The organism is Streptomyces sp. 2P-4 (assembly GCF_030167965.1).
Classification (GTDB): Bacteria; Actinomycetota; Actinomycetes; order Streptomycetales; family Streptomycetaceae; genus Streptomyces; species Streptomyces globosus_A.
Window position 1 is genome coordinate 6,290,340 of sequence record NZ_CP095011.1, and the last position, 20,956, is coordinate 6,311,295.

The 20,956-nt window shown below is 75.4% G+C and carries 21 protein-coding genes and 1 pseudogene; 14 read left to right on the plus strand and 8 right to left on the minus strand.

What is annotated here, in order from left to right; translation table 11 throughout:
- Positions 1-5 precede the first annotated feature (5 nt).
- The gene (locus MUK52_RS28035; RefSeq protein ID WP_284581104.1) at positions 6-1,214 is read right to left on the minus strand and encodes a PucR family transcriptional regulator; all 1,209 of its coding nucleotides are present in this window, start codon (positions 1,212-1,214) and stop codon (positions 6-8) included.
- Between the two features lie 278 nt (positions 1,215-1,492).
- On the opposite strand from MUK52_RS28035, the gene MUK52_RS28040 reads away from it, so the two are divergent.
- The 6 genes from MUK52_RS28040 to MUK52_RS28065 all read left to right on the plus strand — a co-directional run bounded on the left by MUK52_RS28040 (position 1,493) and on the right by MUK52_RS28065 (position 8,040).
- Entirely contained in the window at positions 1,493-1,903 is a 411-nt protein-coding gene (locus MUK52_RS28040; protein ID WP_114056354.1) for a hypothetical protein, read from the plus strand.
- Positions 1,900-2,679 carry a transcriptional regulator gene (locus MUK52_RS28045; protein ID WP_284581107.1) on the plus strand — a complete coding sequence of 260 codons (780 nt, stop codon included), beginning with the start codon at positions 1,900-1,902 and terminating at the stop codon, positions 2,677-2,679. The genes MUK52_RS28040 and MUK52_RS28045 overlap by 4 nt, the downstream gene beginning before the upstream one ends.
- 110 nt (positions 2,680-2,789) lie before the next feature.
- The gene (locus tag MUK52_RS28050; protein ID WP_114058764.1) at positions 2,790-3,254 is read left to right on the plus strand and encodes a roadblock/LC7 domain-containing protein; all 465 of its coding nucleotides are present in this window, start codon (positions 2,790-2,792) and stop codon (positions 3,252-3,254) included.
- 43 nt (positions 3,255-3,297) lie between these two features.
- Positions 3,298-3,669, plus strand: a complete 372-nt coding sequence (locus MUK52_RS28055; protein WP_114056352.1) for a hypothetical protein — start codon at positions 3,298-3,300, stop codon at positions 3,667-3,669.
- Positions 3,670-3,849: 180 nt separating this feature from the next.
- Entirely contained in the window at positions 3,850-7,425 is a 3,576-nt protein-coding gene (locus MUK52_RS28060) for a bifunctional glycosyltransferase/CDP-glycerol:glycerophosphate glycerophosphotransferase (protein WP_284581109.1), read from the plus strand.
- Between the two features lie 135 nt (positions 7,426-7,560).
- Positions 7,561-8,040 carry a VOC family protein gene (locus MUK52_RS28065; protein ID WP_284581111.1) on the plus strand — a complete coding sequence of 160 codons (480 nt, stop codon included), beginning with the start codon at positions 7,561-7,563 and terminating at the stop codon, positions 8,038-8,040.
- A 45-nt stretch (positions 8,041-8,085) separates the two neighbouring features.
- Here MUK52_RS28065 and MUK52_RS28070 read toward each other — a convergent pair whose 3' ends face one another.
- On the minus strand, positions 8,086-8,811 hold the full coding sequence (locus tag MUK52_RS28070; RefSeq protein WP_114056349.1) for an SIR2 family NAD-dependent protein deacylase: 726 nt from the start codon (positions 8,809-8,811) through the stop codon (positions 8,086-8,088).
- A 145-nt stretch (positions 8,812-8,956) separates the two neighbouring features.
- Here MUK52_RS28070 and MUK52_RS28075 point away from each other — a divergent pair, with 145 nt between their 5' ends.
- A complete protein-coding gene (locus tag MUK52_RS28075; protein ID WP_114056348.1) occupies positions 8,957-9,391 on the plus strand; it encodes a hypothetical protein in 435 nt (144 codons plus the stop codon).
- Between the two features lie 80 nt (positions 9,392-9,471).
- Entirely contained in the window at positions 9,472-10,338 is an 867-nt protein-coding gene (locus MUK52_RS28080) for a GNAT family N-acetyltransferase (protein WP_114056347.1), read from the plus strand.
- Between the two features lie 66 nt (positions 10,339-10,404).
- Here MUK52_RS28080 and MUK52_RS28085 read toward each other — a convergent pair whose 3' ends face one another.
- The 3 genes from MUK52_RS28085 to MUK52_RS28095 all read right to left on the minus strand — a co-directional run bounded on the left by MUK52_RS28085 (position 10,405) and on the right by MUK52_RS28095 (position 11,946).
- Entirely contained in the window at positions 10,405-10,848 is a 444-nt protein-coding gene (locus tag MUK52_RS28085; RefSeq protein ID WP_174250422.1) for an SSI family serine proteinase inhibitor, read from the minus strand.
- 245 nt (positions 10,849-11,093) lie between these two features.
- Positions 11,094-11,561 carry a Crp/Fnr family transcriptional regulator gene (locus MUK52_RS28090; protein WP_174250421.1) on the minus strand — a complete coding sequence of 156 codons (468 nt, stop codon included), beginning with the start codon at positions 11,559-11,561 and terminating at the stop codon, positions 11,094-11,096.
- Between the two features lie 82 nt (positions 11,562-11,643).
- Positions 11,644-11,946, minus strand: a complete 303-nt coding sequence (locus MUK52_RS28095; RefSeq protein WP_114056346.1) for a hypothetical protein — start codon at positions 11,944-11,946, stop codon at positions 11,644-11,646.
- 192 nt (positions 11,947-12,138) lie between these two features.
- Here MUK52_RS28095 and MUK52_RS28100 point away from each other — a divergent pair, with 192 nt between their 5' ends.
- Both MUK52_RS28100 and MUK52_RS28105 read left to right on the plus strand, forming a co-directional pair.
- The gene (locus MUK52_RS28100; RefSeq protein ID WP_502963604.1) at positions 12,139-14,073 is read left to right on the plus strand and encodes a glycoside hydrolase family 5 protein; all 1,935 of its coding nucleotides are present in this window, start codon (positions 12,139-12,141) and stop codon (positions 14,071-14,073) included.
- A gap of 157 nt (positions 14,074-14,230) precedes the next feature.
- Complete coding sequence (locus MUK52_RS28105) at positions 14,231-16,966, plus strand: LamG-like jellyroll fold domain-containing protein (protein ID WP_284581119.1); 2,736 nt, start codon at positions 14,231-14,233, stop codon at positions 16,964-16,966.
- Between the two features lie 102 nt (positions 16,967-17,068).
- Here MUK52_RS28105 and MUK52_RS33210 read toward each other — a convergent pair.
- A pseudogene (locus MUK52_RS33210) lies at positions 17,069-17,434 on the minus strand (DUF3224 domain-containing protein); the annotation flags it as partial.
- Positions 17,316-17,594, minus strand: coding sequence for a hypothetical protein (locus tag MUK52_RS33215; protein WP_342777116.1), 279 nt, complete (start codon positions 17,592-17,594; stop codon positions 17,316-17,318). The gene MUK52_RS33215 and the pseudogene MUK52_RS33210, both read right to left, overlap by 119 nt.
- Positions 17,595-17,672: 78 nt before the next feature.
- Here MUK52_RS33215 and MUK52_RS33220 point away from each other — a divergent pair, with 78 nt between their 5' ends.
- On the plus strand, positions 17,673-17,822 hold the full coding sequence (locus MUK52_RS33220; RefSeq protein ID WP_342777115.1) for a hypothetical protein: 150 nt from the start codon (positions 17,673-17,675) through the stop codon (positions 17,820-17,822).
- Between the two features lie 47 nt (positions 17,823-17,869).
- Positions 17,870-18,172 (plus strand): hypothetical protein, encoded by a 303-nt coding sequence (locus MUK52_RS28120; RefSeq protein WP_114056342.1) that lies wholly within the window; start codon positions 17,870-17,872, stop codon positions 18,170-18,172.
- Between the two features lie 5 nt (positions 18,173-18,177).
- Here the strand turns inward: MUK52_RS28120 and MUK52_RS28125 are convergent, their stop codons facing one another.
- Positions 18,178-18,318, minus strand: coding sequence for a hypothetical protein (locus tag MUK52_RS28125; RefSeq protein ID WP_162793262.1), 141 nt, complete (start codon positions 18,316-18,318; stop codon positions 18,178-18,180).
- Between the two features lie 645 nt (positions 18,319-18,963).
- On the opposite strand from MUK52_RS28125, the gene MUK52_RS28130 reads away from it, so the two are divergent.
- Positions 18,964-19,731: a peptidoglycan-binding domain-containing protein gene (locus MUK52_RS28130; RefSeq protein WP_284581123.1), complete on the plus strand. Its 768-nt coding sequence runs from the start codon at positions 18,964-18,966 to the stop codon at positions 19,729-19,731.
- Between the two features lie 113 nt (positions 19,732-19,844).
- Positions 19,845-20,915: an RNA ligase (ATP) gene (locus MUK52_RS28135; RefSeq protein ID WP_284581125.1), complete on the plus strand. Its 1,071-nt coding sequence runs from the start codon at positions 19,845-19,847 to the stop codon at positions 20,913-20,915.
- Positions 20,916-20,956: the final 41 nt, after the last annotated feature.

Sequence of the window (20,956 nt, forward strand, 5' to 3'; positions counted from 1 at the left end):
GGCTGCTACGGCGCCCTGCGCGGGCGGGGGCGCCGGAGCGCGGCCGAGGCGGGGTGCTGGAGGTACGCCGTGTGGGCCAGGGACAGTTCGACCACGTGCGCCGGGTCGGACAGCGAGCGGCCCGTCAGCTGCTCCAGGCGGCGCAGCCGGTTGGAGACGGTGTTGCGGTGGCAGTACAGGCGCTGCGCGGCCAGCGTCGTCGAGCCCTGGCAGGTCAGCCAGGTGCCCAGCGTGCCCAGCAGCACCCGGCAGTCCTCCGCGGGCAGCGCCAGCACCGGGCCGAGCACCACCTGCCGCAGCCGGTCCGCCAGTTCGGCCTGCGCGGCCACCAGCGCCATCGGCAGCCGCTCGTCGAGCAGCGCCGCGCCGGTGCCCGCCGGGGCGGGGACGGTGCGCAGGGCGAGCGCGGCCAGCCAGCGCGCCCGCGGCAGGTCGCCGGGCACCTCCACCACCGGGCTGACGCCCGCCCGCACCCCCAGCGGGGCCAGCAGCTCCCGGACCGCCTCCAGCGGGTGCCGGCCGAGGTCCACCAGACCGGTCCCGCCGTCGGAGCGGACCCGCCACAGCACCCGCGGCCCGGCCGCGGCCGGCGCCTCGGCCGGTACGCCGCCGGCGGCCCCGGGGCCGACGGCGACGACCGCGAACCGGCCCCGCTCGGGGAGCCCGAGCTGCGCCGCCGCCTCGGAGACGGCCGGGCCGTCGGCGGCGCCCCCGCCGTCCAGCAGCGTCTCCAGCAGGGCCGCGCGGCGCTCCCGGTCGCGGTCGCAGCGCGCCGCCTCCGTACGCCGGTACGCCTCCGCCACCGCGTCCGTCATCTGGTCCAGGACGTCCCACAGGACGGACGCGAGCGGCAGCAGCCGCGGCAGCGCGCCCGGGTCGTGCGCCGTGACCGCCTCGGTGAGGGTGTGCCAGAGCAGCCGGCCGCCGCGTCGGTACGTGCGCAGCAGGGAGGCGAGCGGCAGGCCCTGTTCGGCGCGCAGCGTCCCCGTCGCCCGGGCGTCGGCGAGCTCGACCGGCAGTCCGCGCGAGCTGCGCACCAGCCCGTCGACGGACTGCGCGAGGCTGTGGTGGATCCGGTCGCGCAGCTCGGTGCGGCCGAGGAGGGCGGCGTACGCGGGGTCGTCGGTCAGCGTCCGCTCGGCGAGCCGGTCCGCCGCCACGGCGATGCGGCGGGAGAGGTCCTCCCGTATCTCGTCGATGATGATCGGCTCCATGAGGGGCAGGGTGGCACGGAAGCCGGACCGGTGGACAGGGCCGGGGCGGCCCCTGTGCCGGCGGGTCCGCAAGGGGCGGCCGTCGGACACCCGCCGCGCCGTGATCAGCAATCACGGTCAAAAGTTGTCGGGTTCCAGCCAAGGTGTCGCGCGGTTCCGCGCATGTTCCCGCGGAAAATGCCGGAAGGCCGTTGCACGCTGCGGAACTTGAGTAGGTTCCCTCCTGTCGCGCCGAAGGACCGTGCACTTCGCACATCTGGCCGGGAGGGGAGCCCGCGTTGCCCGGGATCGACGAATGCCTGCTCGAAGCCATGGCGCTGCCCGGTGCACGCGGCGCCGCGCTGGTGGACTGGAGCAGCGGGCTGGCCCTGGGGACCGCCGGGGACTCGCCGGTCGGGGACCACGAGACCACCGCGGCCGAGACGGCGGAGCTGGCCCGGGCGGCCGCCGAGTACGAGTCGTTCGCGCAGGCGGGCCCCGATGCGGCGCCGGGTGCCGCGGCCGACCGGGCCCAGCCCGTGGAGGACGTGATCGTGACCACCCGCAGCGGCTACCACGTGCTCCGCTTCGTCGAGACCAGCTTCGACAGCAGCGTCTTCCTCCACCTGTGGCTGGACCGCACCGAGGGCAACCTGGCCCTCGCCCGGCACAGACTCAGGGCCCTCGCGGAGGGGCTGGTGCTCAGATGACCGGCCTCGCCACCGCCGCCGTGTCCCCGCTGCTCACCCGCCTCGCCGCCGAGCGTGCCACCGGCGCCCTGCTCCGCGACCGCGGCACCCTCTTCCTGGAGGACGGCCGCATCGTCCACGCGGAGAGCCCCGCCACCCCCGGCCTCGACGTCCTCCTCACCACCGGCGGGAGCCTCGCCCCCGAACGCTGGCGCGAGGCCGTCGACCGGGCCGGCGCCCGCCGCCAGGTCGCCCGCTTCCTCGTGGACAGCGGCGGCCTCGCCGGCGGCGAACTGGAGATATGCCACCTCGCCGCCATCTTCGACGCCGCCTTCTTCGCCCTCTCCCCGGGGAGCGGCCCCTCGCGGTTCCGCCGCGGCGCCACCCACTGGATCGGCTCCGTCCGCTCCGTCCCGGCCGCGGCCGTCGAGCGCGAGACCCGGCGCCGGCGGGAGCTGCTCGACGCGGTGTGGCCCTACCCGCAGCTCGACACCTCCCCCGTGGTGCCCCGCTCCGCCGCCCCCGGCCAGACCGTCACGGCCCGCCAGCGCGCCCTGCTCGCGCATGCGGACGGCCTGCGGACCCCGGCGGACCTCGCCTGGGTGCTGGGCCGGCCGGCCTTCCACACCCTCCTCGACGTGCGGCGGCTGGCCGCGGCCGGCCTGGTGGAGACCCCGCTCGCGCCGGTTCGGGCTGTGCGCGCCGCGACCACCCTGCCCGAATGGATGACCGACACCCAATCCCCGGACGTGGCGCTGCTCCGCCGGTTACGCGACGCACTGGAGGCAAGCCTGTGAGGCTCCCGCTGCGACCGGCTCTGCGCTCCGAGCGCGCCGACCGCCCCGAGCGCGCCGACCGCTCCGAGCGGGGGCAGCCCGAAAGGAGAAGAGCCGACATGAGCACGGCGATGGTGCCCGCCGAGGCCGAAGCCGAGATACTCGCCGAGCTCCGCCGGCTCCGAGCCCGGGTCCCGCAGCTCAGCGGTGCCCTGGCCGGCAGCTCCGACGGGCTGGTCCTCGCGCAGGACAGCGCCGCCACCGAGGTCGAGGCCGTCGCGGCCCTGACCGCGGCCGCCCTCGGGGTGGCCCAGCGGCTCAGCGACAGCACCGGGCAGGGCGGCTTCCGCGAACTGCTCGTCCGCGGCGAGCACGGCTACGTGGCCACCTACGCGGCCGGCGACGCCGCCGTCCTCACCCTGATCGCGGAACCCCGCGTCAACGTGGGCCGGCTGCACCTCGAAGCCCGCCGATCCAGCCTCCGCATAGCGGAGCTGCTCGACCACACCCTGGCCCGCCGGGTCGCGGCAACCGCCCCGCCCCGGCCCCCGCTGCCGCCCGCGCTCCCGCCGGCGCGGCCGGGGCCGGCCGGCTGACCCGCATGCAGCACCCCACCACCCGAAGAAAGAGGAACACACCGTGAACGTCGAAACCGCGCTCAAGGAAGCGACCACCGTGATCGACGGCGCGATCGGCGCCGCACTCGTCGACTACGGCAGCGGCATGGCGCTCGGCACCGTCGGCGGCGGCAAGGAACTCGACCTGGGCGTCGCCGCGGCCGGCAACACCGACGTGGTCCGGGCGAAGGTCCGCACGATGGAGATGCTCGGCCTCAAGGACGAGATCGAGGACATCCTCATCACCCTCGGCGGCCAGTACCACCTGATCCGGCTGATGAAGGGCCGCGGCTCCTCGGGCTTCTTCCTGTACCTCGCGCTGGACCGCGGCCGCGCCAACCTGGCCATGGCCCGGCACCAGCTGAAGAAGATCGAGGCCGAGCTCGAAATCTGAGCGGGGGTTCGGCCGGACACCGACGCCGAGGTGACGGGCGGCGGAATTCTTTGCCGTCCGTCCCGGCGGACCATGGGATATGTCCAGGATGGGGGGACTTTATCATCCTGTAACCGAGTAGGATGCTCTCACCTACTGATCATCCCAAGAGCTTTCCCCACGCTGGAGAACCCGCACCCCATGCCCCCGCGCCTGAGCATCGTCGTCCCCGTCTACAACGTCGAGCTCTACCTCGACGAGTGCCTGGAGTCCATCGCCGCCCAGACGTTCGCCGACTTCGAGTGCATCCTGGTCGACGACGGTTCCACGGACAACAGCGCCGCCATCGCCAAGGCCTTCGCCGCGCGGGACAAGCGGTTCCGGGTGGTCATGCAGGAGAACGCCGGCCTCGGCGCCGCCCGCAACGTCGGCGCCCGGCACCTCACCGAGGGAACCGAGTACCTGGCCTTCGTCGACAGCGACGACACCATGCCGGACTACGCGTACGAGCGGCTCATCGCCGCCCTCGACGAGACCGGCTCCGACTTCGCCGGCGGCAACGTCAAGCGCTTCCGCTCCGTCGGCATGCAGCAGTCCTGGGGCCACCGGGCGGCCTTCGCCAGGACGCAGCTGAAGACCCACATCTCCAAGTTCCCCGCGCTCGTCACCGACCGCACCGCCTGGAACAAGGTCTACCGCCGCAGCTTCTGGGACGAGCACGGCTTCCAGTACCCCGAGGGCATCCTGTACGAGGACGCGCCGGTCAGCATCCCCGCGCACTACTTCGCCGCCAGCGTCGACATCCTGAGCGACTGCGTCTACCACTGGCGGGTCCGCGAGACCGGCGAGCGCTCCATCACCCAGCGCTCCACCGACCCGGTCTCCGTCATCGACCGTGTCACCTCCGTCCGCCTGGTCCGCGAGGCCCTCAAGGCCAAGCAGGGCGCGAAGTACACCCGCTACCTGCGCGACTACGACCACAACGTGCTGAGCGAGGAACTCCCGCTCATCTACAAGTACGTCGGCGAGGGCGGCCCCGAGTTCCGCGCCGCGTTCGTCGAGCACGTCGGCGGCCTCATCAAGGAGATCGGCCCCGAACCGTGGCCGAACCTCACCGTCGCCGACCGCCTCAAGGCGTACCTGGCCGCCGAGGGCCGCGTGGAGGACTTCATCGCCCTCTGCCACCACCAGCGCGACTACGACTACAGCGTGCCCGTCAAGGGCCTCGCCCGCCCGCAGGCCGACTACCCCTTCCTGCAGGGCCGCCCGCCGGTCCCCGCCAGGCTCCTCACGCTCGGCACCCGCGAGCGCCGCGTCGTCAGCCGCCTGGAGCAGGCCGTCTGGAAGGACGGCAAGCTGCTCCTGCGCGGCTACGCGATCCCCGGCCACCTCGGCGCCGAGAACCGCCTCGCCTCCCGCAAGGCGCTCGTCTTCCGCGAGGGCGGCAAGCGCCGCCGCACCGTCGTGGGCGCCCGCACCGTCGCCTCCCCGATGGCCACCGTCAACGCCCCGCACCTCGCGCTGCGCCACGCCGACTGGGCCGGCTTCGCCGCCGTCGTCGACCCGAGCGTCTTCCAGTCCGGCGGCAAGTGGCGCGACGGCATATGGACGACCTCCATCGCCGTCACCGGCCCCGGCGGCCTCCACCGCGCCCGCCTCAAGGGCGGCGAGTCCGACACCGGCCAGAACCCGCCCTCCCACTGGGTGGCCCCCGACGTCCGGATCCTCCCCAACGCCCAGGGCGCCCTGACCATCCAGGTCGAGGTCGTCCGCGCCCGCGCCCTCGACGTCCGCCCCAGCGGCGACGACGCCCTCGAAGTGGCCGGCGAGCTCGCCGCGGGCATCAGCGGCGCCGCCCTGCGCGCGGTGCACGTCTCCACCGGCACCACCGCCACCTTCCCCGTCGAGACCGGCACCCCGCGCGGCGGCCGCACCCCGTTCACCGCCCGCGTGCCGCTCGCCGACCTGGCCGCCGTACCGGACGCCGAGACCGGCCCCGGCGAGTGGGCCCCCGAGCCGTGGAGCCTCTCCGTCACCGGAGCAGACGGCCGCGAACACCGCCTCGCGCACGACGAGCGCGCCGGCTTCGCCGGACTCGTCCTGCCGCTGCCCGGCGGGGACACCGGCCGGTCCGTCTACGCCAAGCGCGGCAACACCGGCCACCTCACCCTCTCGGTGCAGCCCTCGCCGCCGCTCGTCGACTCCGTCTCCGCCCAGGACGGCACCATCACCCTGGCCGGCCGCTTCACCGCCCCGACCGACGAGCCGTACGAGCTCGTCTTCCACGACGCCCGCGGCGTCGAGTTCAGCTACCCCGTCACCCGGGACGGCGACCGCTTCGAGACGGCCTTCGCGCCCCTCCTCCCCGAGCCGTACGCGGGCCGCACCCCCCTGCCCAGCGGCCGCTGGTGGCCCACCCTGCGCCCCGTCTCCCAGGGCGGCACCACCGCCGGCCTGCTCGGCGTCGACCGCGGCGCCCCGGTCCAGTTCGCGCCGACCGCGCTGCACGCCGGCCCCGTCGCCCTCTCCGCCGAGGGCCGCCGGATGCGCGTCGAGGCCCGCTTCCACGACCGCATGGTGCTCGTCGCCGACCCGATGCTGAGCCCGCACGACCGCTCCCGGTACGCCCAGCGCGTCCTGCGCTTCGAGACCTACCCGGCGCGCCGCGCCCTGCCGCTGAAGGACGTCGTCGTCTACGACGCCTTCCAGGGCCACGGCGGCGGCGACTCGCCCCGCGCCATCCACGAGGAGCTCCTGCGGCGCGGCGAGAAGCTCGACCACGTCTGGCTGGTCCGGGACGGCCGCACCGAGGTCCCGCCGACCGCCCGCGCCGTCCAGCACGACAGCGTCGAGGCCTGGGACGCCCTCGCCCGCGCCCGCTACTACGTCGTGAACGACAGCGTGCCGCGCCGCTTCCGGCGCCGCCCGGGCCAGGTCGTCGTCCAGACCTGGCACGGCACGCCGATCAAGGAGATCGGCCACGACTTCATCCACGACTACTACACGAGCCCCGACATCCTGGAGGGCCTGGAGCACGACAGCGCCCAGTGGACCCTGCTCGCCTCCCCGAGCTCGTACGCCACCCCGATCCTCAAGCGGGCGCTCGGCTACGAGGGCGAGGTCATCGAGTCCGGCGCCCCCCGCACCGACGCGCTCGTCCGCCCCGACGCCGAGCGGATCGCCGAGGTCCGGCGCCGGCTCGGCCTGCCCGAGGGCAAGAAGGTCGTCCTGTACATGCCGACCTGGCGGGAGAACCGCGAGGACTGGTCCGGCGGCTACAAGCTCGACCTGCAGATCGACCTCGACGCGGCGCGCCGCGAGCTTGGCGAGGACCACGTCCTGCTCGTCCGCGGCCACCACCACGTCACCGAGCAGGTCCGCGACCGGGCCCGCGACGGCTTCGTCGTCGACGTCTCCCGCTGGCCCGACCCGACGGACCTGCTGCTCGTCGCCGACGTGCTGGTCTCGGACTACTCCTCGGCCCTGTTCGACTTCGCGCTGACCGACCGGCCGATCCTGCTCTTCACCTACGACCTGGAGCACTACCGGTCCACACTGCGCGGCTTCAACTTCGACCTGGCGGAGAAGGCCCCCGGCCCGCTCCTGGACGACTCGGCCGCCCTCGTCGAGGCCATCCGCAACGCCGACGCCCTCGGCGAGCAGTACAAGGACGCGCGCGCCGCGTTCCGCGCCGAGTTCTGCGACCTGGACGACGGCCGCGCCGCCGAGCGCGTCGTCGACCGGATGCTGGCGAAGGGCGCCGCGGGCGAGGCGTAGTCCGAACGGGTGCACTCCGGGCACCCGGCGCACCCGGCCCCGGGCCACCGATGAATCCGGGGCCCGGGGCCGGTCTACAAGGGACACGGGGCGGCGCCCGGCCAGGCGCCCCCGCGCACCCTCCTGGAGGCAGTCATGAGCAAGGGCTTCACCACGTGCCTGTGGTTCGACGGGGAGGCCGAGGCCGCCGCCGCGTACTACGTGTCCGTCTTCAAGGACGGGCGGATCGGCAGGACGGCCCACTACACCGACGCCGTGCCCGACCGGGCCGGCGAGGTGCTGACCGTCGAGTTCGAGGTCAACGGGCAGAAGTTCGTCGGCCTCAACGGCGGCCCGGAGTTCCGCTTCTCCGAGGCGATCTCCTTCCAGATCCACTGCGACGACCAGGCGGAGGCGGACCGCTACTACGACACCCTCGTGGGCGACGGCGGCGAGGAGTCCGCCTGCGGCTGGGTCAAGGACCGGTTCGGGGTGTCCTGGCAGGTCATCCCGCCCGGAGTGATCGACCTGGTCACCGACGCGGACCCGGGCCGGGCGGCCCGCGCCACCGCCGCCATGCTCACGATGAAGCGGCTGGACGCGGCGGAGCTGCGCAGGGCCGCGGACGCCGCCTGACCGCCCGGCGGGGGAGGTCCGCCGCCTGCCCGGCGGGGGCGCCGGTCAGGCGGCGAGCGCCCCGAGGAGCGCCGGCAGGGCCGTCCCGATCGGCTCCCGGACCACCTCGTCCGCGAGCGCGTCGTACGGGGTCTCCTCCGCGTTCACGATCACCAGCCGCGCGCCCGCCTCGGCGGCCATCCCGGCCAGCGAGGCGGCCGGCTGCACCTGGAGCGTCGAGCCGACCGCGAAGAACACCGTGCAGTTCTTCGCGACGGCCACGGCCTGCGCCAGCACCTCCGGATCCAGCCGCTCGCCGAACATCACCGTCGCCGGCTTCAGGATTCCGCCGCAGGCCGTGCAGGCGGGGTCCGCCTCGCCCGCGGCGAGCCGGGCCAGCGCCTCGTCCATCGGGGTCCGGGCGGCGCAGGCCGTGCACACCACGGCCCGGGCGGTGCCGTGCAGCTCCAGGACCTTCCGCGGCGGCATGCCGGCCAGCTGGTGCAGCCCGTCCACGTTCTGCGTGATCACCCGGACCGGGATGCCGCTGCGCTCCAGCCCGGCCACGGCCAGGTGGGCGGCGTTCGGCCGGGCGTTCAGCGCCCCGACCTCGGCGCGCATCCGCCAGGACCGGCGGCGGACCTCCGGATCGGCCATGTAGTGCTCGTACGTGACGAGCTTCTCGGCCCCGGGATCGCGGCGCCACAGCCCCTGCGGCCCCCGGTAGTCGGGGATCCCGGAGTCCGTGGAGACTCCGGCCCCGGTGAACACTGCGACGAGCGGCTTTCCCATGCGGGCGACCCTACGGACGGCGCAGGGCCGCCCGCGACCGGATTTCGCCGGCAGTATCGGTTCTGCGGTGAATCCCGCCCCCCACCGGAGTGAGATCGGGGGCCGGCCCCCGCCCGGGGCCCGGGCCGCCGGTTACACATCCCGCATGAAGCTCAAGCCGTACGGCCTCGGCGCCGCGCTCTCCGCCCTGCTCGTGCTCCCCGCGGCCGCCCCGGCCTCCGCGTCCGCCCCCGCGGATCCCGGCCCGGCGGCCGCCGCGGGCCACAGCCCCACGGCCATCGGCGCCTTCCTCATCGACTTCTACGGTGAGCGCGGCCCCTCCGACCGGGACCGGGAGCTGCGCGTGTCCCAGCACCTGAAGGACAGACAGGCGCACAGCGCGGACCTGGACGTCCTGCTGTGCGCCCGCACCGCGCCCCGGGGCGTCGGCATCGGCCCGGTCACCGTGGCCCCGGGCGCCGGCATCGGCTGGGCCACCGTCACCACGTACTGGGCCGAGGGCGGGACGGACACGTTCACGGCGTACGTGCGGCTGGACTCGCGGCCGATCAAGCTGGACGACGTCGTCTGCGCGGGCTGACGGCCCCTGCCGGCCGCCGGGCGTCTGGGGATCTCCGGGACGCCTGCGGGCGTTCCGCGCCTTCTGCTACAACACGGCACATGACGGGATTCGAGATCACCGGCGCGAGCGGCGCCGACATGGAGCTCATCCGCACCTGGGCCGACGCCGAGGGCTGGAACCCGGGCGACACCGACCGGTACGCGTTCGCGGTCGCCGATCCGGCGGGCTTCCTCGTGGGCCGGCTCGACGGCGAGCCGGTGGCCTGCATCTCGGCCGTGCGCTACGGCACCGGTTTCGGGTTCATCGGCTTCTACATCGTCCGCCCGGAGTTCCGCGGCCGCGGCTACGGCCTCCAGCTGTGGCAGGCCGGGATGAAGCGGCTCGACGGGCGGCTCGTGGGCCTCGACGGCGTCGTCGAGCAGCAGGGCAACTACCGCAGGTCCGGCTTCCTGCCTGCCTGGAACAACGTCCGCCACGAAGGCCGTCCGCGGCCGGACGGCGGCGGCCCCGCAGCCGGCGGCGCCACTGCCGGCTTCGAGCTGGTGGACGCCGCCTCGCTGCCGTTCGAGCAGCTCGCCGGCTACGACCGGCGGTTCTTCCCCGAGGCCCGCGACGGCTTCCTCGCCGCCTGGACCGGACTGCCCGGCCGCACCGCCCTCGCCGCGGTCCGCGGCGGCCGCGTCGAAGGGCTCGGAGTGGTCCGGCCGTGCAGCGGCGCGGCCCGGATCGGCCCGCTCTACGCGGCGGGCCCGGACATCGCGGCCGCCCTGCTGCACGGCCTGGCCGAGCAGACCCCGGACGGAGTCGTCGCCGTGGACGTGCCGGACGCCAACGCCGCGGCCACCGCCCTGCTCGCCGGACTGGGCATGGAGCCCGTCTTCGAGGCCGCCCGCATGTACACGGGGCCGGCCCCGCGGATCGACATGGCCGGCCTGTACGGGGTGACGAGCCTCGAACTCGGTTGACCGGCAGGCGCGGGCCGGACGGCGGTCGCACGGCGCCGCCCGGCCCCCGCCGGTGCAGGGCCGCCGTCAGAACGCGAACAGCGTGCTGCTGGTGTGGTAGAGGCCGCAGGGGTTGGCGTAGGTGTGGGTGTAGCTGAACTTGCGGCCCTGCCACACGCCCTCCGCGGTGACCGTCAGCGGGTTCCACTCGCGGGTGCAGTCGACTCCCGGGCCGGGCTCGGCGATCCTGTCGAGGTCCGCGGCGTGCCGGCGCATGTCGGCGCAGGCCCGTGCGGGGGAGGGGTGCGTGCCGTGCGCCCTGGGGGCGCAGCTCAGGGTCACCGCGCGCTGGACCGTCCCGTACGCGGGGTCCTCCCCGGCGATCACGGACAGGACCAGGGCGGACGGCGCGTACATGCTCTGTGTACCGGTCGGCGCGGCGTCGGCCGCTCCGGGCCAGGCCAGCGCGGTGAACGCGGTGAGCGCCATGGCGGCGGAACCGAGGCCGAGACTCCGTGCGATGGACCGCATTGCGAACTCCCTTGGGTGGGTTGCTTCGGATAGCGGACAGGAGTCTTGCCGACACAAGCCGTGAACGCCCGTTCGCACCGTGATTTTTCGTCACCGTTCGTGAGCGAGTGTATGCACTCCGCAGCGGCCTCGGGCACACTGACCTGTGGGGGAGCGCGCCGGGGATTCGGCCGAACACACGCGCTGAAACGCTTCCCGCACGCGGTGCCCGGCCGCTCCCGGCGGCCGGCGCAGGGCCGCGGAGGCTACTGGACGGCCGACGCGGCGCGCGGCGCGTACATGTCCAGCAGCCGTGTGCGGGTCTGCTGCAGGCGCAGCGCGAGGACCCGCCCCACCCAGTGCCCGACCGCGGACCCGAAGGCCGGGTCGGCGTCCATCGCCATCCGTACGGCGGTCGCGTCGAACTCGTACGCGCGCACCGGGGTCATCGCCTCCGCGCTCAGCTGCCACACGTACGGCGGGAACAGCCAGGACCAGCCCACGAGCTCCCCGGGCCCGAGGTTCTCGATCGGCGTCGGCCGCCGCCCCCCGGGCACCGGGGTCTGGAGGGTGACCGTGCCGGAGCGCACGATCCAGAACGACTCCGACGGCGATCCCTCCTCGAAGATCCGGGCGCCTTCGGGGAAGTTGACCTCCAGAGCGTGGGACATCAGCCGGCCGCGGTGCTCGGCGGAGAGGACTGCGGCGATCCGGACAGGGGATGGTGTGCTCACGACGGCCTCCGATCAGGGTCCCCCGCTAACCCCAGTGTCGCCGACGACCCCCCGAATCCGGGATGCGACGCAGCGCCCGCCGTCAGTCCTCCGCGCCGGCCTCCAGGCAGGCCAGCTCCATCGCGTCGAGCACCGCCTCGTGGCTGCGCCGGCTCAGCTCGGCCACGTTCTCGATCTGGGCCGTCGCCCAGGCGGCCAGCGTCATCACCAGCACGCGCAGCCCGTCCGTGCCGTGCTCGGCGAGGATCTCGTCGGCCACCGCCATCGCGTCCTCGGGCACGCGCTCCGCCGGCTCCAGACCCGCGAGGCCGCGCAGCATGACGAGGGTGCGGCGCGATATCTCCGGCGTCATCCTCGCCAGCCGCAGGTCCTCTTCCTCGTCCATCCGCCCCACCCTCCGGTCCCCTCTGGCTTCCGCTGAGGGCACGGTAGAGGCAGGAGCCCGCCGCCGGAGGCCGTTTCGCCCGGTCGGCCCGGCAAGTCGGCCCGCGCACGCGGCTTCCACCCGTGCTGACCGGCCGGTAACTTGGCCGCGGCAGCCGCCCGGACACGGGCGCCCGACCGGCAGGAGCCGCCCGTGCAGAGCCTCGTCCGCCCCCTCCTCGCCCTCCTCCTGGCGGCGGCAGCGCTGCCGGTGTCGGCCCTCCCGGCGCAGGCCGCGCCGCCCGCGGCGGGAGCCGCCTCCGGCGCGCTGACCGCGGCCGCCGAGGAGTGGACCCCGCCCCTGTCCACCCGCGGCCGCTGGATCGTCGACGCCGACGGCGACCGCTTCCGGCTCCGCTCCGGCAACTGGGACGGCGCGCAGGGTTCCTGGAACGGCTCCGGCGACCGCACCGACCCCGCCGCCCACCACGCCGGCCAGAACTCGCACGGGATCCCCCTCGGCCTGGACCGCGTCCCGATGCCAGCCCTCCTGGCCGACTTCCGCGCCCTGGGCCTCAACAGCATCCGGCTGCCGTTCTCCAACGAGATGCTGCGCACCTCCGCCCCCGTTCCGGACGCGGCGGTCGCCGCCAACCCGGCCCTGCGCGGCAGGACACCGCTCCAGGTGTTCGACGCCGTCGTCGCCGCCCTCACCGGCGCCGGGTTCGCCGTCATCCTCAACAACCACACCGTCACCACCCGCTGGTGCTGCGGGCTCGACGGCAACGAGCGCTGGAACAGCGGCCAGACCACCGCCCGGTGGGCCGACGACTGGGTGGCCGTGGCCCGCCGCTACCGCGGCAACCCGCGCGTGGTCGGCGCCGACCTCTACAACGAGGTCCGCCGCGACACCTTCCACGACCCGAACTGGGGCCTCGGCGACGACCGCGACTGGCACGCCGCCGCACAGGAGGCCGCCGACCGGATCCTCACCGAGGGCAACCCCGACCTGCTGATCGTGGTCGAGGGCATCAACTGGACCGGCATCCCCGTCGACGGGTTCCCGCACGGCCGCCCGGCCCTCACCCCGGCCCGCACTCTCTCCCACACCCTCGTCCGCTCCGGCAAGCTCGTCTACTCCGCCCACTTCTACGGCTACACGGGCCCCCGGCACAGCGGCGCGACCGGCATCGGCGAGACCAGCGACCCCCGCTACCAGGACCTCGGCCGGGACGAGCTCGCGCAGGTCGTCCACGACCAGGCCCTGTTCGTGGCCGCCGAGTCCGGGGCGCACTTCACCGCGCCCGTCTGGATCAGCGAGTTCGGCATCGGCGCCGACGAGGCCGCCGCCCGCCCGAAGGCCTGGTTCCGCAACCTCGCCGGCCTGCTGTCCGCCGCCGACGCCGACTTCGCGTACTGGCCGCTCGTCGGCTGGAGCACCGCCGCCGACGGCACACCGGGCGGCGACAGCTGGGCGCTGCTCCGGTACGACTCCGCGGGCCGCCGCTCGGGCGTACCGGACGCCGGGGACTGGCGTACGCAGCCCTGGGCCGGTCTCGCCGCCACCGCGGGGCGCACCGGACCCGTCGCCCCCGTCCCGTCCTGGCACCAGCTGACCACCGACCACCGCGACCACAGCGCCTCCCTGCTCACCCGCGCCGGAGGCGACTGGGACAGCGGCGCCCGCAAGGCCGCCTGCCCCGACGGATCCCGCCTGGCCGGCCTCTCGCACACCGGCGGGCGCGGCCTGTGCAGCACCTCCGACCTGCGTGCCGCAGCCGGCGCGCACACCGTCGTCCGGAACGAGGCGCACGTCCCGCCGGGCGGCGACTGGGCCACCGGGTACACCAAGCTCCAGTGCCCCGCCGACCGCTTCCTGATCGGATACAGCCTGCGCGGCAGCCGGGTTTCGGCCGCCCTCTGCGCTCCGGCCCGCACGGCGCTCCCCGCCGCGGGGCCGGGCCGCACGGTGTGGTTCGACCGGGGAGACGCCCGGCCCGCGGGCGCCGGCGGCGGGGAGTGGGCGTACGGCCACCACAAGGGCCAGTGCGGGCCCGGCGAGTACGCTGCCGGCATCGCCTTCACCACCCGCTTCGCCGCCCGCTCCGGCCCCGCGGCGCTCCTGTGCCGGCCGCTGCCGACGGCCTGACCGCCCCCGCACGGCCGCACCGATTTCCCCTCCGATATGCCAAGTCCGATGAACGGGCGCCGGATTCCCCCTAGGGTGCCCGTACGCAGGCCGCGGGCGCCCCACACGTCCGTTTCCGGCCACCAGCGCACCACTCCACCAACCACCTGGGGGGTTCATGCGTCGCAGAACCAGAGGGGCGGCCGCCGCGCTCGCCCTGTCCGTGGCCGGGACCGGCGCCTGCGTCGGCCTCGGCGTCCTCCCACAGGCGGGGGCCGTCACCCCGCCCGTGGCCTTCACCGCCGACGCCCTTCCGACCTGGCAGCCCAACGGCATCGTCTGGGCCCTCGCCGAGGCCGGCGGCACCGTCTTCGCCGGCGGCACCTTCTCCGCCGTACGCCCGCCCTCGGGCGGCGCCGGCACCGAGCAGCCCGCCGTGAACTTCACCGCGCTCGACGCCGCGACCGGCGCCCCGAGCTCCTGCAAGCTGTCCTTCACCGTCGGCAGCGGCACCGCCACCGTGCGGGCCCTCGCCCTCTCACCCGACAAGGCCACCCTGTACGCGGGCGGCTACTTCGGCGCCGTCAACGGCACCCCCGTCTCCAGCCTCGCCGCGATCGACGTCGCGACCTGCACGGTGAAGCAGTCCTTCCGCCCCGCCTTCGCGGCGACCGTCCGCGCGCTCGCCGTCAGCGGCGACACCGTCTACGCGGGCGGCGACTTCCTCACCGTCTCCGGCCAGCCGCGCCAGCGCTTCGCCGCCGTCGCCGCCGCCGACGGGGCGCTGCGCCCCTTCCGGGCCGACGCCGACGAGCCCGGCCGGGCCGTCGAACTCACCCCGGACGGGAAGAGCGTCCTTCTCGGCGGCGACTTCTTCACCGTGGGCGGCACCGCCTCACACGCCCTGGCCGTCGTGGACGCCGCGAGCGGCGCCGTCACGAAGGCCTATCCGAACTTCATCCACACCAACTCCGTCGTCAAGGACATCGCGACCGACGAGAGCGGCTTCTACACCGCCAACGAGGGCACCGGCGGCGGCGTCTTCGACGGCCGCATCGCCCTCGACCTCGCCGGCTTCGGCCAGCGCTGGCGCGACACCTGCCTCGGCGCCACCCAGGCCGTCCTCCCGGACCAGGGCGTCCTCTACAGCGCCTCGCACGCCCACGACTGCTCCAGCGTCGGCGAGTTCCCCGACGGGGCCCGCCACCACCTCCTCGCCCAGCCCACCACCGGAACCGGGAAGCTGGGCTGGTCGCCCGACACCAACGACGGCATCGGCGAGGGCATCGGGCCGCGCGTGATGGCGGTCGGCGCCAAGGCCGGAGTGCGCTACCTGTGGGTCGGCGGCGAGTTCACCACCGTCAACGGGGCCGCCCAGCAGAGCCTGACCCGCTTCGCGTCGACGGGCGACACCGGCGCCCCCACGACACCCGTCGCGAGCGCGGCGAGCTTCCGGCCCGGCGAGGTGCAGGTCCGCTGGCGCACCAGCCTCGACCTGGACGACAGCAGGCTGACGTACCGGGTGTACCGCAACGGCTCGGCGACCCCCGTCGCCACGGTGGCCGCCGACTCCCTCTTCTTCAGGCGTCCCCAGGCGTCCTGGACCGACACCGCCGTCACGCCCGGCCAGACGTACTCCTACCGGGTGACGGCGACCGACGCGGCCGGCAACACCAGCGCCCTGTCGGCGACGGCGTCCGTGACCGTCCCGCACTCGGCCGACGCCTACGCGGAACGGGTCCGCGCCGACGGCGCGCAGCTGTACTGGCGCTACGACGACGCGGTCCTGCCGTACGCCGCCGACTCGTCCGCCGGCGGCAACCAGAACGGCGTGCACCTCGCCGGACCGGCCCTGCGCCAGACCCCGGCAGCCGTGACCGGCGCGAGCACCGCCATCGGCTTCGACGGCGCCGCGACCAAGGTGTACGGGGACCGCCGGCAGACGGTCGGCGCCGCCTACAGCATCGAGACCTGGTTCCGTACGAACACCACCCGCGGCGGCAAGCTCTTCGGCTTCGGCAGCAACCAGGACCGCCGCAGCAGCCAGTACGACAAGCACCTGTACATGACCAACGACGGGCGCCTCGTCTTCGGCGTCTACACCGGCGCCACCCGCACCGTCACCACCGCCGGCTCCTACAACGACGACAAGTGGCACCACGCCGTCGCCACCCAGGGGCCCGGCGGGATGGCCCTCTACGTCGACGGCGTCCAGCGGGGCACCCTGAACGTCACCACCCACGAGAACTTCGCCGGCTACTGGCACGCGGGCGGAGACAACCTGACCAGCTGGCCCAACCGGCCGTCCAGCGACTTCTGGGCGGGCCGCCTGGACGAGACGGCCGTCTACGGCAGTGTCCTGACCCCCGCGCAGGTCCAGGAGCACCACCGCCTCGCCTCGGCGCCCGCCGACTCGGTCGTCCGGGTGACCGCCGCCGAGGACACGTACGCCAACGCGGGGGCACCCGGCACCGCCTTCGGCACCTCCGGGTCGCTCGCCGTCCGCGGCAACCCGCTGTACACGTCCTACCTGCGCTTCGACCTGCCGGCGGCGCCGCCGGGCACGGTGCTGAAGTCGGCCTCGCTGAGCGTGAAGACCAGCACGATGAGCGGCGCCGGAACGGCCGACACCGTCTCGGTGGTGCCGGTCGCCGGGGCATGGAGCGAGGCAGCCACCACCTACAACACCCGTCCCGAGCCGGGCGGTCCGGCCCTCGGCACCTTCGGCCCCGTCCCCGACGGCTCGGCGGTCCACACCACGGGCCTGTCCGCGGCGCCGGTGGCCGCCGCCCTCGGCTCCTCCTGGAGCGTGGCGCTGACCGGCTCGGGGTCGGACGCCCTGTGGCTGTGGTCGTCCGAGGCGGCGGCCGGGGAGGGCACCCCGCAGCTGACCCTCGCCTTCGGCGCACCGTAGCCGGGGGAGGGCGCGGGCCGCACGGCTCCGCGCCCTCCCGCCCCCGGTCGGCCCAGCTTGTACGCGAACGCATACGGCATACGGCACGGACGAGTCGCCGTGCCGGTACGCGAACGAGCCCGAGCCGGACAGCCCGGCCGGCCCGCCCGTCCCCGAGCCGGGCACGACCCCGAACGCGCACCGGGTGCCGCCCGCGTCGAACGCGCCGTCCTCCCGCAGCAGGAACGTCCCAGGCGCAGCCGGTCGCCGTCGGGGACCTGTTGGGGCTCGGTGCAGAGGCCGAGGCCGTCGGCCCGCCCGGCCTCCGCTCCGCCGTCGCCGCCGAGGTCGCGGCACTGCCCCAGCCCGATCAGCAGGGCGCCTCGACCTCCACGAAGCGCCGGCTGCGGGGACCCCGGTAGAGCAGGCAGACCCACCCGAGCCGCTCCAGCACCGCCGCGCACTCCGCCAGCCGCTCCCGCTCCTCACCGGCCGCGCCACTGCCCGGCGGCCCGACCCACGACACCTGCGCCCGCCCCTCGGGGCCCTCCGCGACCCGGTAGCCGGTCCGCACCCGCCGCCCCTCCGCGTCCACGGCCGACGGCGGGAGACCCGCGGCCTCCAGCGCCAGCGCCACCGCCCGCGGCATGGCCCGGACTTCCCACGGTGCGGGAACTCCTTCGCCCTCCGGCCCGTTCACCACACGACGGATCTGCAACAGCCCCTCATGAGCGGTGCGCACCTCGTCGGCGCGCCGCCCGCCACCCGCCGCCGGCCCGTCCCCGTCGGCCGCCTCGAACGACACCCCGGACCCGACCACGCCGACCGCCTCCCCTCCACCCCGCCGCACCTGAGTACCCCGCTCCCGACGACCTGAGTATCCGCCCCGATACCCCGCCGCGCCGCCGCTGGTCGAATGGGGCCATGACCACCGACGCCCCGCTCCGCACCCCGCGCCCCCGTATCCAGCAGGTGGCCGTCGCCGGCTCGGCCCTGGCCGTGGCCGTGCTGCCCCTCGTGGTGGGCGTCCTGGTGGCCAAGGGCATGGCGACCGACCCGCACGCCCCGGTCAACGCCCTCATCACCAGCGGCGGCCAGCGCGCCGCCCTGCCCCGCGGCGAATGGCGGCGCCGCGGCCACACGACCCTGCGCCGCCTGCGCACCGCCCGCAGGCACACGGCCCGGCGCTGCGCCGCGGTCGCCGCGGGCGTCCGCCGGAGCGCCTGAACCGGTCAGTGTCCGTACTGCCGGACGCACAGGTCCATCACCGACGGCGGCACGGCACCCTCCGCCGCGGCACAGGGGTCGTCGCCGTACGGCAGGAACGCCTCCGGTTCCGCACCGGGCGGCCGCGCGCCCTCCGGGGACGCCACGGCGGTATGCCGCACCGGCCGGGGCCGCACCGGCCGCGGCCGCGGCGGCTGCACGCGCCGCGGCACGGCAGGGAGCGAGGCCCGCGCGGACGGCCGCACGACGGCGCCTTCACTCCGCGCCGGCGGATCGGGGACCCCGGACGGCGGCTGTTCCGCCCCATCCGCCGGGGCCGTCCGCGGCGGGGTCGGCGGCCCGGCCGTCGGGGCCGGCCCGCGCGGCGCCTCCGCGCCGCCTCCCGCGCGGCGGGCGGCGGCACGGAGGTCCGCGGCGGCACCGGCCCGCGCGGCGGCGGCTCCGGGCCGGCCGCTGCGCAGCCCGCCCCGGCGAGCAGTGCGACGAGGGACAGGGGCAGGGCCCGGCGTAGCTGCATGCCGTCCACGATGCCTGACGGAGGCCCGGCCGGCGCCCCGCCCCTCACGCGTCCGGGTGACACCGCCGTGTTCCGCCCTCCCCGCACCGCCGACCACGGCAGGGCGCCCCGACCGGCAGGACGGATGGTGCAGTTCGGACACCGGGCTTGACCGGGTCCGCCCGGTCGGCGAGAGTGCGCCGGTCAGGAACCGCCCACCGGAACGGCCCCGACCGGCCGGGGGCCGGCGCCGCACCGCCACACCGGCCGTCCCATTCCCCGCCGGGAGAGCACGATGTCCCCAGACGCCCGCGAGCCCGGGTCCGACGACGGCCGCCTCGTACGCCCCTACATGACCCCGGCGGGCCCCCACCCGCACACCTCCACAGCAGCAGGGATCACCTGGCCGGAACCCGGCCCCGCGGCGCCGGCCGCCTTCCCCGAGCCCGCCGCACCCCCGGCCTCCGCCGCACCCCCGGCCTCCGCCGCACCCCCGGCCTCCTCCGCACCCCCGGCCTCCGCGCCCGGCGGCCGCGCGGCGGCCCGCCGCCGGCGGCAGGAGGACCGCCGCAGCCGGAAGCCCCTGTGGGCGGCCGGCGGAGCCGCCCTCCTGCTCGGCGCCGGCGCGCTGGCCCTCCTGCCCGGCGGGGACGCCGAACCGGAGCCGGCGTTCTCCTCCCAGCGGCCCGACGTGTCCGTCCCGGAGCTGCGGGCCCCCGACCCGGCCCCGGACCCCGCCCCCTCCGCCACCGCGACTCGCACCGCCTCGCCGACCCCGTCGGCGAGCCCCAAGGCAGACAGCTCGCCGCCGCCGTCCGCCTCGGCCCCGTCCCGCAGGCCGCAGACCGGCGACGGCGGCACGCTCCGCATGGGCGACCGGGGGTCGGAGGTGACCGCCCTCCAGGAGGCGCTTTACGCACAGGGGTTCACGTACGTGAAGGTCAGTGGCGTGTACGACGGGCAGACGAAGCGCGGCGTCGCCCAGCTCCAGCGCGACCGCGACATCAACGGCGACCCGTCGGGCGTCTACGGCCCTGCGACCCGAGCACAGTTCACCATCTGACGACAGGTTGCGAGAACTCGGCACATTAACACCCGGAAAAGAGCTGGACCAGCGCAAATAACTCCTCGGAAAGTGTGGGAGCCACCCCCCCCCGCCGAGCCGAGGAGCCGCCCATGTCCACGCTGAAGGTCACCGTCGAGCAGCTGACCGTCCACGAGCATCCCCACGCCGACGCGCTGGAGCTCGCCCAAGTAGGCCTGTACCGGGCGGTCGTCGCCAAGGGTGCCTACGCCACGGGCGACTTCGCCCTGTACATCCCCGAGCAGGCCGTCCTCCCCGCCGACCTGATCGCGGAACTCGGCCTGACCGGCCGCCTCTCCGGCTCCGGCGCCGACCGGGTGAAGGCGGTCCGGCTGCGCGGAGAGCTGTCGCAGGGCCTGGTGTGCCGGCCGCGCGCGCTCGCCGGCGTCGACCTGGCCCGCGCCGCCGAGGAGGGCACGGACTTCGCGGAGCGGCTCGGCATCACCAAGTGGGTGCCGCCGATCCCGACCTCGATGAGCGGCGACGTGGAGGCCGCGCCCGACCTGCTGCCGTGGGTCGACGTCGAGAACATCCAGCGCTACCCGGACCTCTTCGAGCCGGGCGAGCAGGTCGTCCTGACGGAGAAGCTGCACGGGACCGCCTGCCTGCTCACCTACCTGGCCGCCGAGGACCGGGTGCTGGTCTCCTCCAAGGGCTGCGGCTCGAAGAGCCTCGCCCTGACAGAGGACGACCGCAACCTCTACTGGCGCGCCGTCCGCGGCCACCGCGTCGCCGAGGCCGCCGCGAAGCTCGCGGCCCGGCTGGGCGCCACCCGCGTCGGCATCTTCGCCGAGGTGTACGGCGCCGGCGTCCAGGACCTCGCCTACGGCACCGACGCGCGCACTTCGGGCCCCGGGTACGCCGTCTTCGACGTGTCGGCCGAGATCGACGGGCAGGTCCGCTGGCTGGACGCGGCGGAACTCCTCTCCGACGGCGCCCTGCCCCTCGTACCGCGGCTGTACGAGGGACCGTACGACCTGGACACGGTCCTGGAGCTGGCCACGGGCCGCGAGACCGTCTCCGGCCGGCAGGCGCACCTGCGCGAGGGCGTCGTCATACGCCCGGCCGCGGAGCGGTACAGCCCGGTCGTCGGCGGCCGGGCCATCGCCAAGGCGGTCAGCCCCGCCTACCTGACCCGCAAGGGCGGCACCGAGTTCGAGTAGCGCGCGCCCGGCCGCGGACCGTGGTGGGATGGGACCGGCCC

Bases quoted from the DNA above. Each gene is read 5' to 3' on its own strand.
- MUK52_RS28035 (WP_284581104.1), bottom strand. From the start codon at position 1,214: ATGGAGCCGATCATCATCGACGAGATACGGGAGGACCTCTCCCGCCGC.
- MUK52_RS28045 (WP_284581107.1), top strand. From the start codon at position 1,900: ATGACCGGCCTCGCCACCGCCGCCGTGTCCCCGCTGCTCACCCGCCTC.
- MUK52_RS28050 (WP_114058764.1), top strand. From the start codon at position 2,790: ATGGTGCCCGCCGAGGCCGAAGCCGAGATACTCGCCGAGCTCCGCCGG.
- MUK52_RS28060 (WP_284581109.1), top strand. From the start codon at position 3,850: ATGCCCCCGCGCCTGAGCATCGTCGTCCCCGTCTACAACGTCGAGCTC.
- MUK52_RS28065 (WP_284581111.1), top strand. From the start codon at position 7,561: ATGAGCAAGGGCTTCACCACGTGCCTGTGGTTCGACGGGGAGGCCGAG.
- MUK52_RS28070 (WP_114056349.1), bottom strand. From the start codon at position 8,811: ATGGGAAAGCCGCTCGTCGCAGTGTTCACCGGGGCCGGAGTCTCCACG.
- MUK52_RS28075 (WP_114056348.1), top strand. From the start codon at position 8,957: ATGAAGCTCAAGCCGTACGGCCTCGGCGCCGCGCTCTCCGCCCTGCTC.
- MUK52_RS28080 (WP_114056347.1), top strand. From the start codon at position 9,472: ATGACGGGATTCGAGATCACCGGCGCGAGCGGCGCCGACATGGAGCTC.
- MUK52_RS28085 (WP_174250422.1), bottom strand. From the start codon at position 10,848: ATGCGGTCCATCGCACGGAGTCTCGGCCTCGGTTCCGCCGCCATGGCG.
- MUK52_RS28095 (WP_114056346.1), bottom strand. From the start codon at position 11,946: ATGGACGAGGAAGAGGACCTGCGGCTGGCGAGGATGACGCCGGAGATA.
- MUK52_RS28105 (WP_284581119.1), top strand. From the start codon at position 14,231: ATGCGTCGCAGAACCAGAGGGGCGGCCGCCGCGCTCGCCCTGTCCGTG.
- MUK52_RS33215 (WP_342777116.1), bottom strand. From the start codon at position 17,594: ATGCCGCGGGCGGTGGCGCTGGCGCTGGAGGCCGCGGGTCTCCCGCCG.
- MUK52_RS33220 (WP_342777115.1), top strand. From the start codon at position 17,673: ATGAGCGGTGCGCACCTCGTCGGCGCGCCGCCCGCCACCCGCCGCCGG.
- MUK52_RS28120 (WP_114056342.1), top strand. From the start codon at position 17,870: ATGACCACCGACGCCCCGCTCCGCACCCCGCGCCCCCGTATCCAGCAG.
- MUK52_RS28130 (WP_284581123.1), top strand. From the start codon at position 18,964: ATGTCCCCAGACGCCCGCGAGCCCGGGTCCGACGACGGCCGCCTCGTA.
- MUK52_RS28135 (WP_284581125.1), top strand. From the start codon at position 19,845: ATGTCCACGCTGAAGGTCACCGTCGAGCAGCTGACCGTCCACGAGCAT.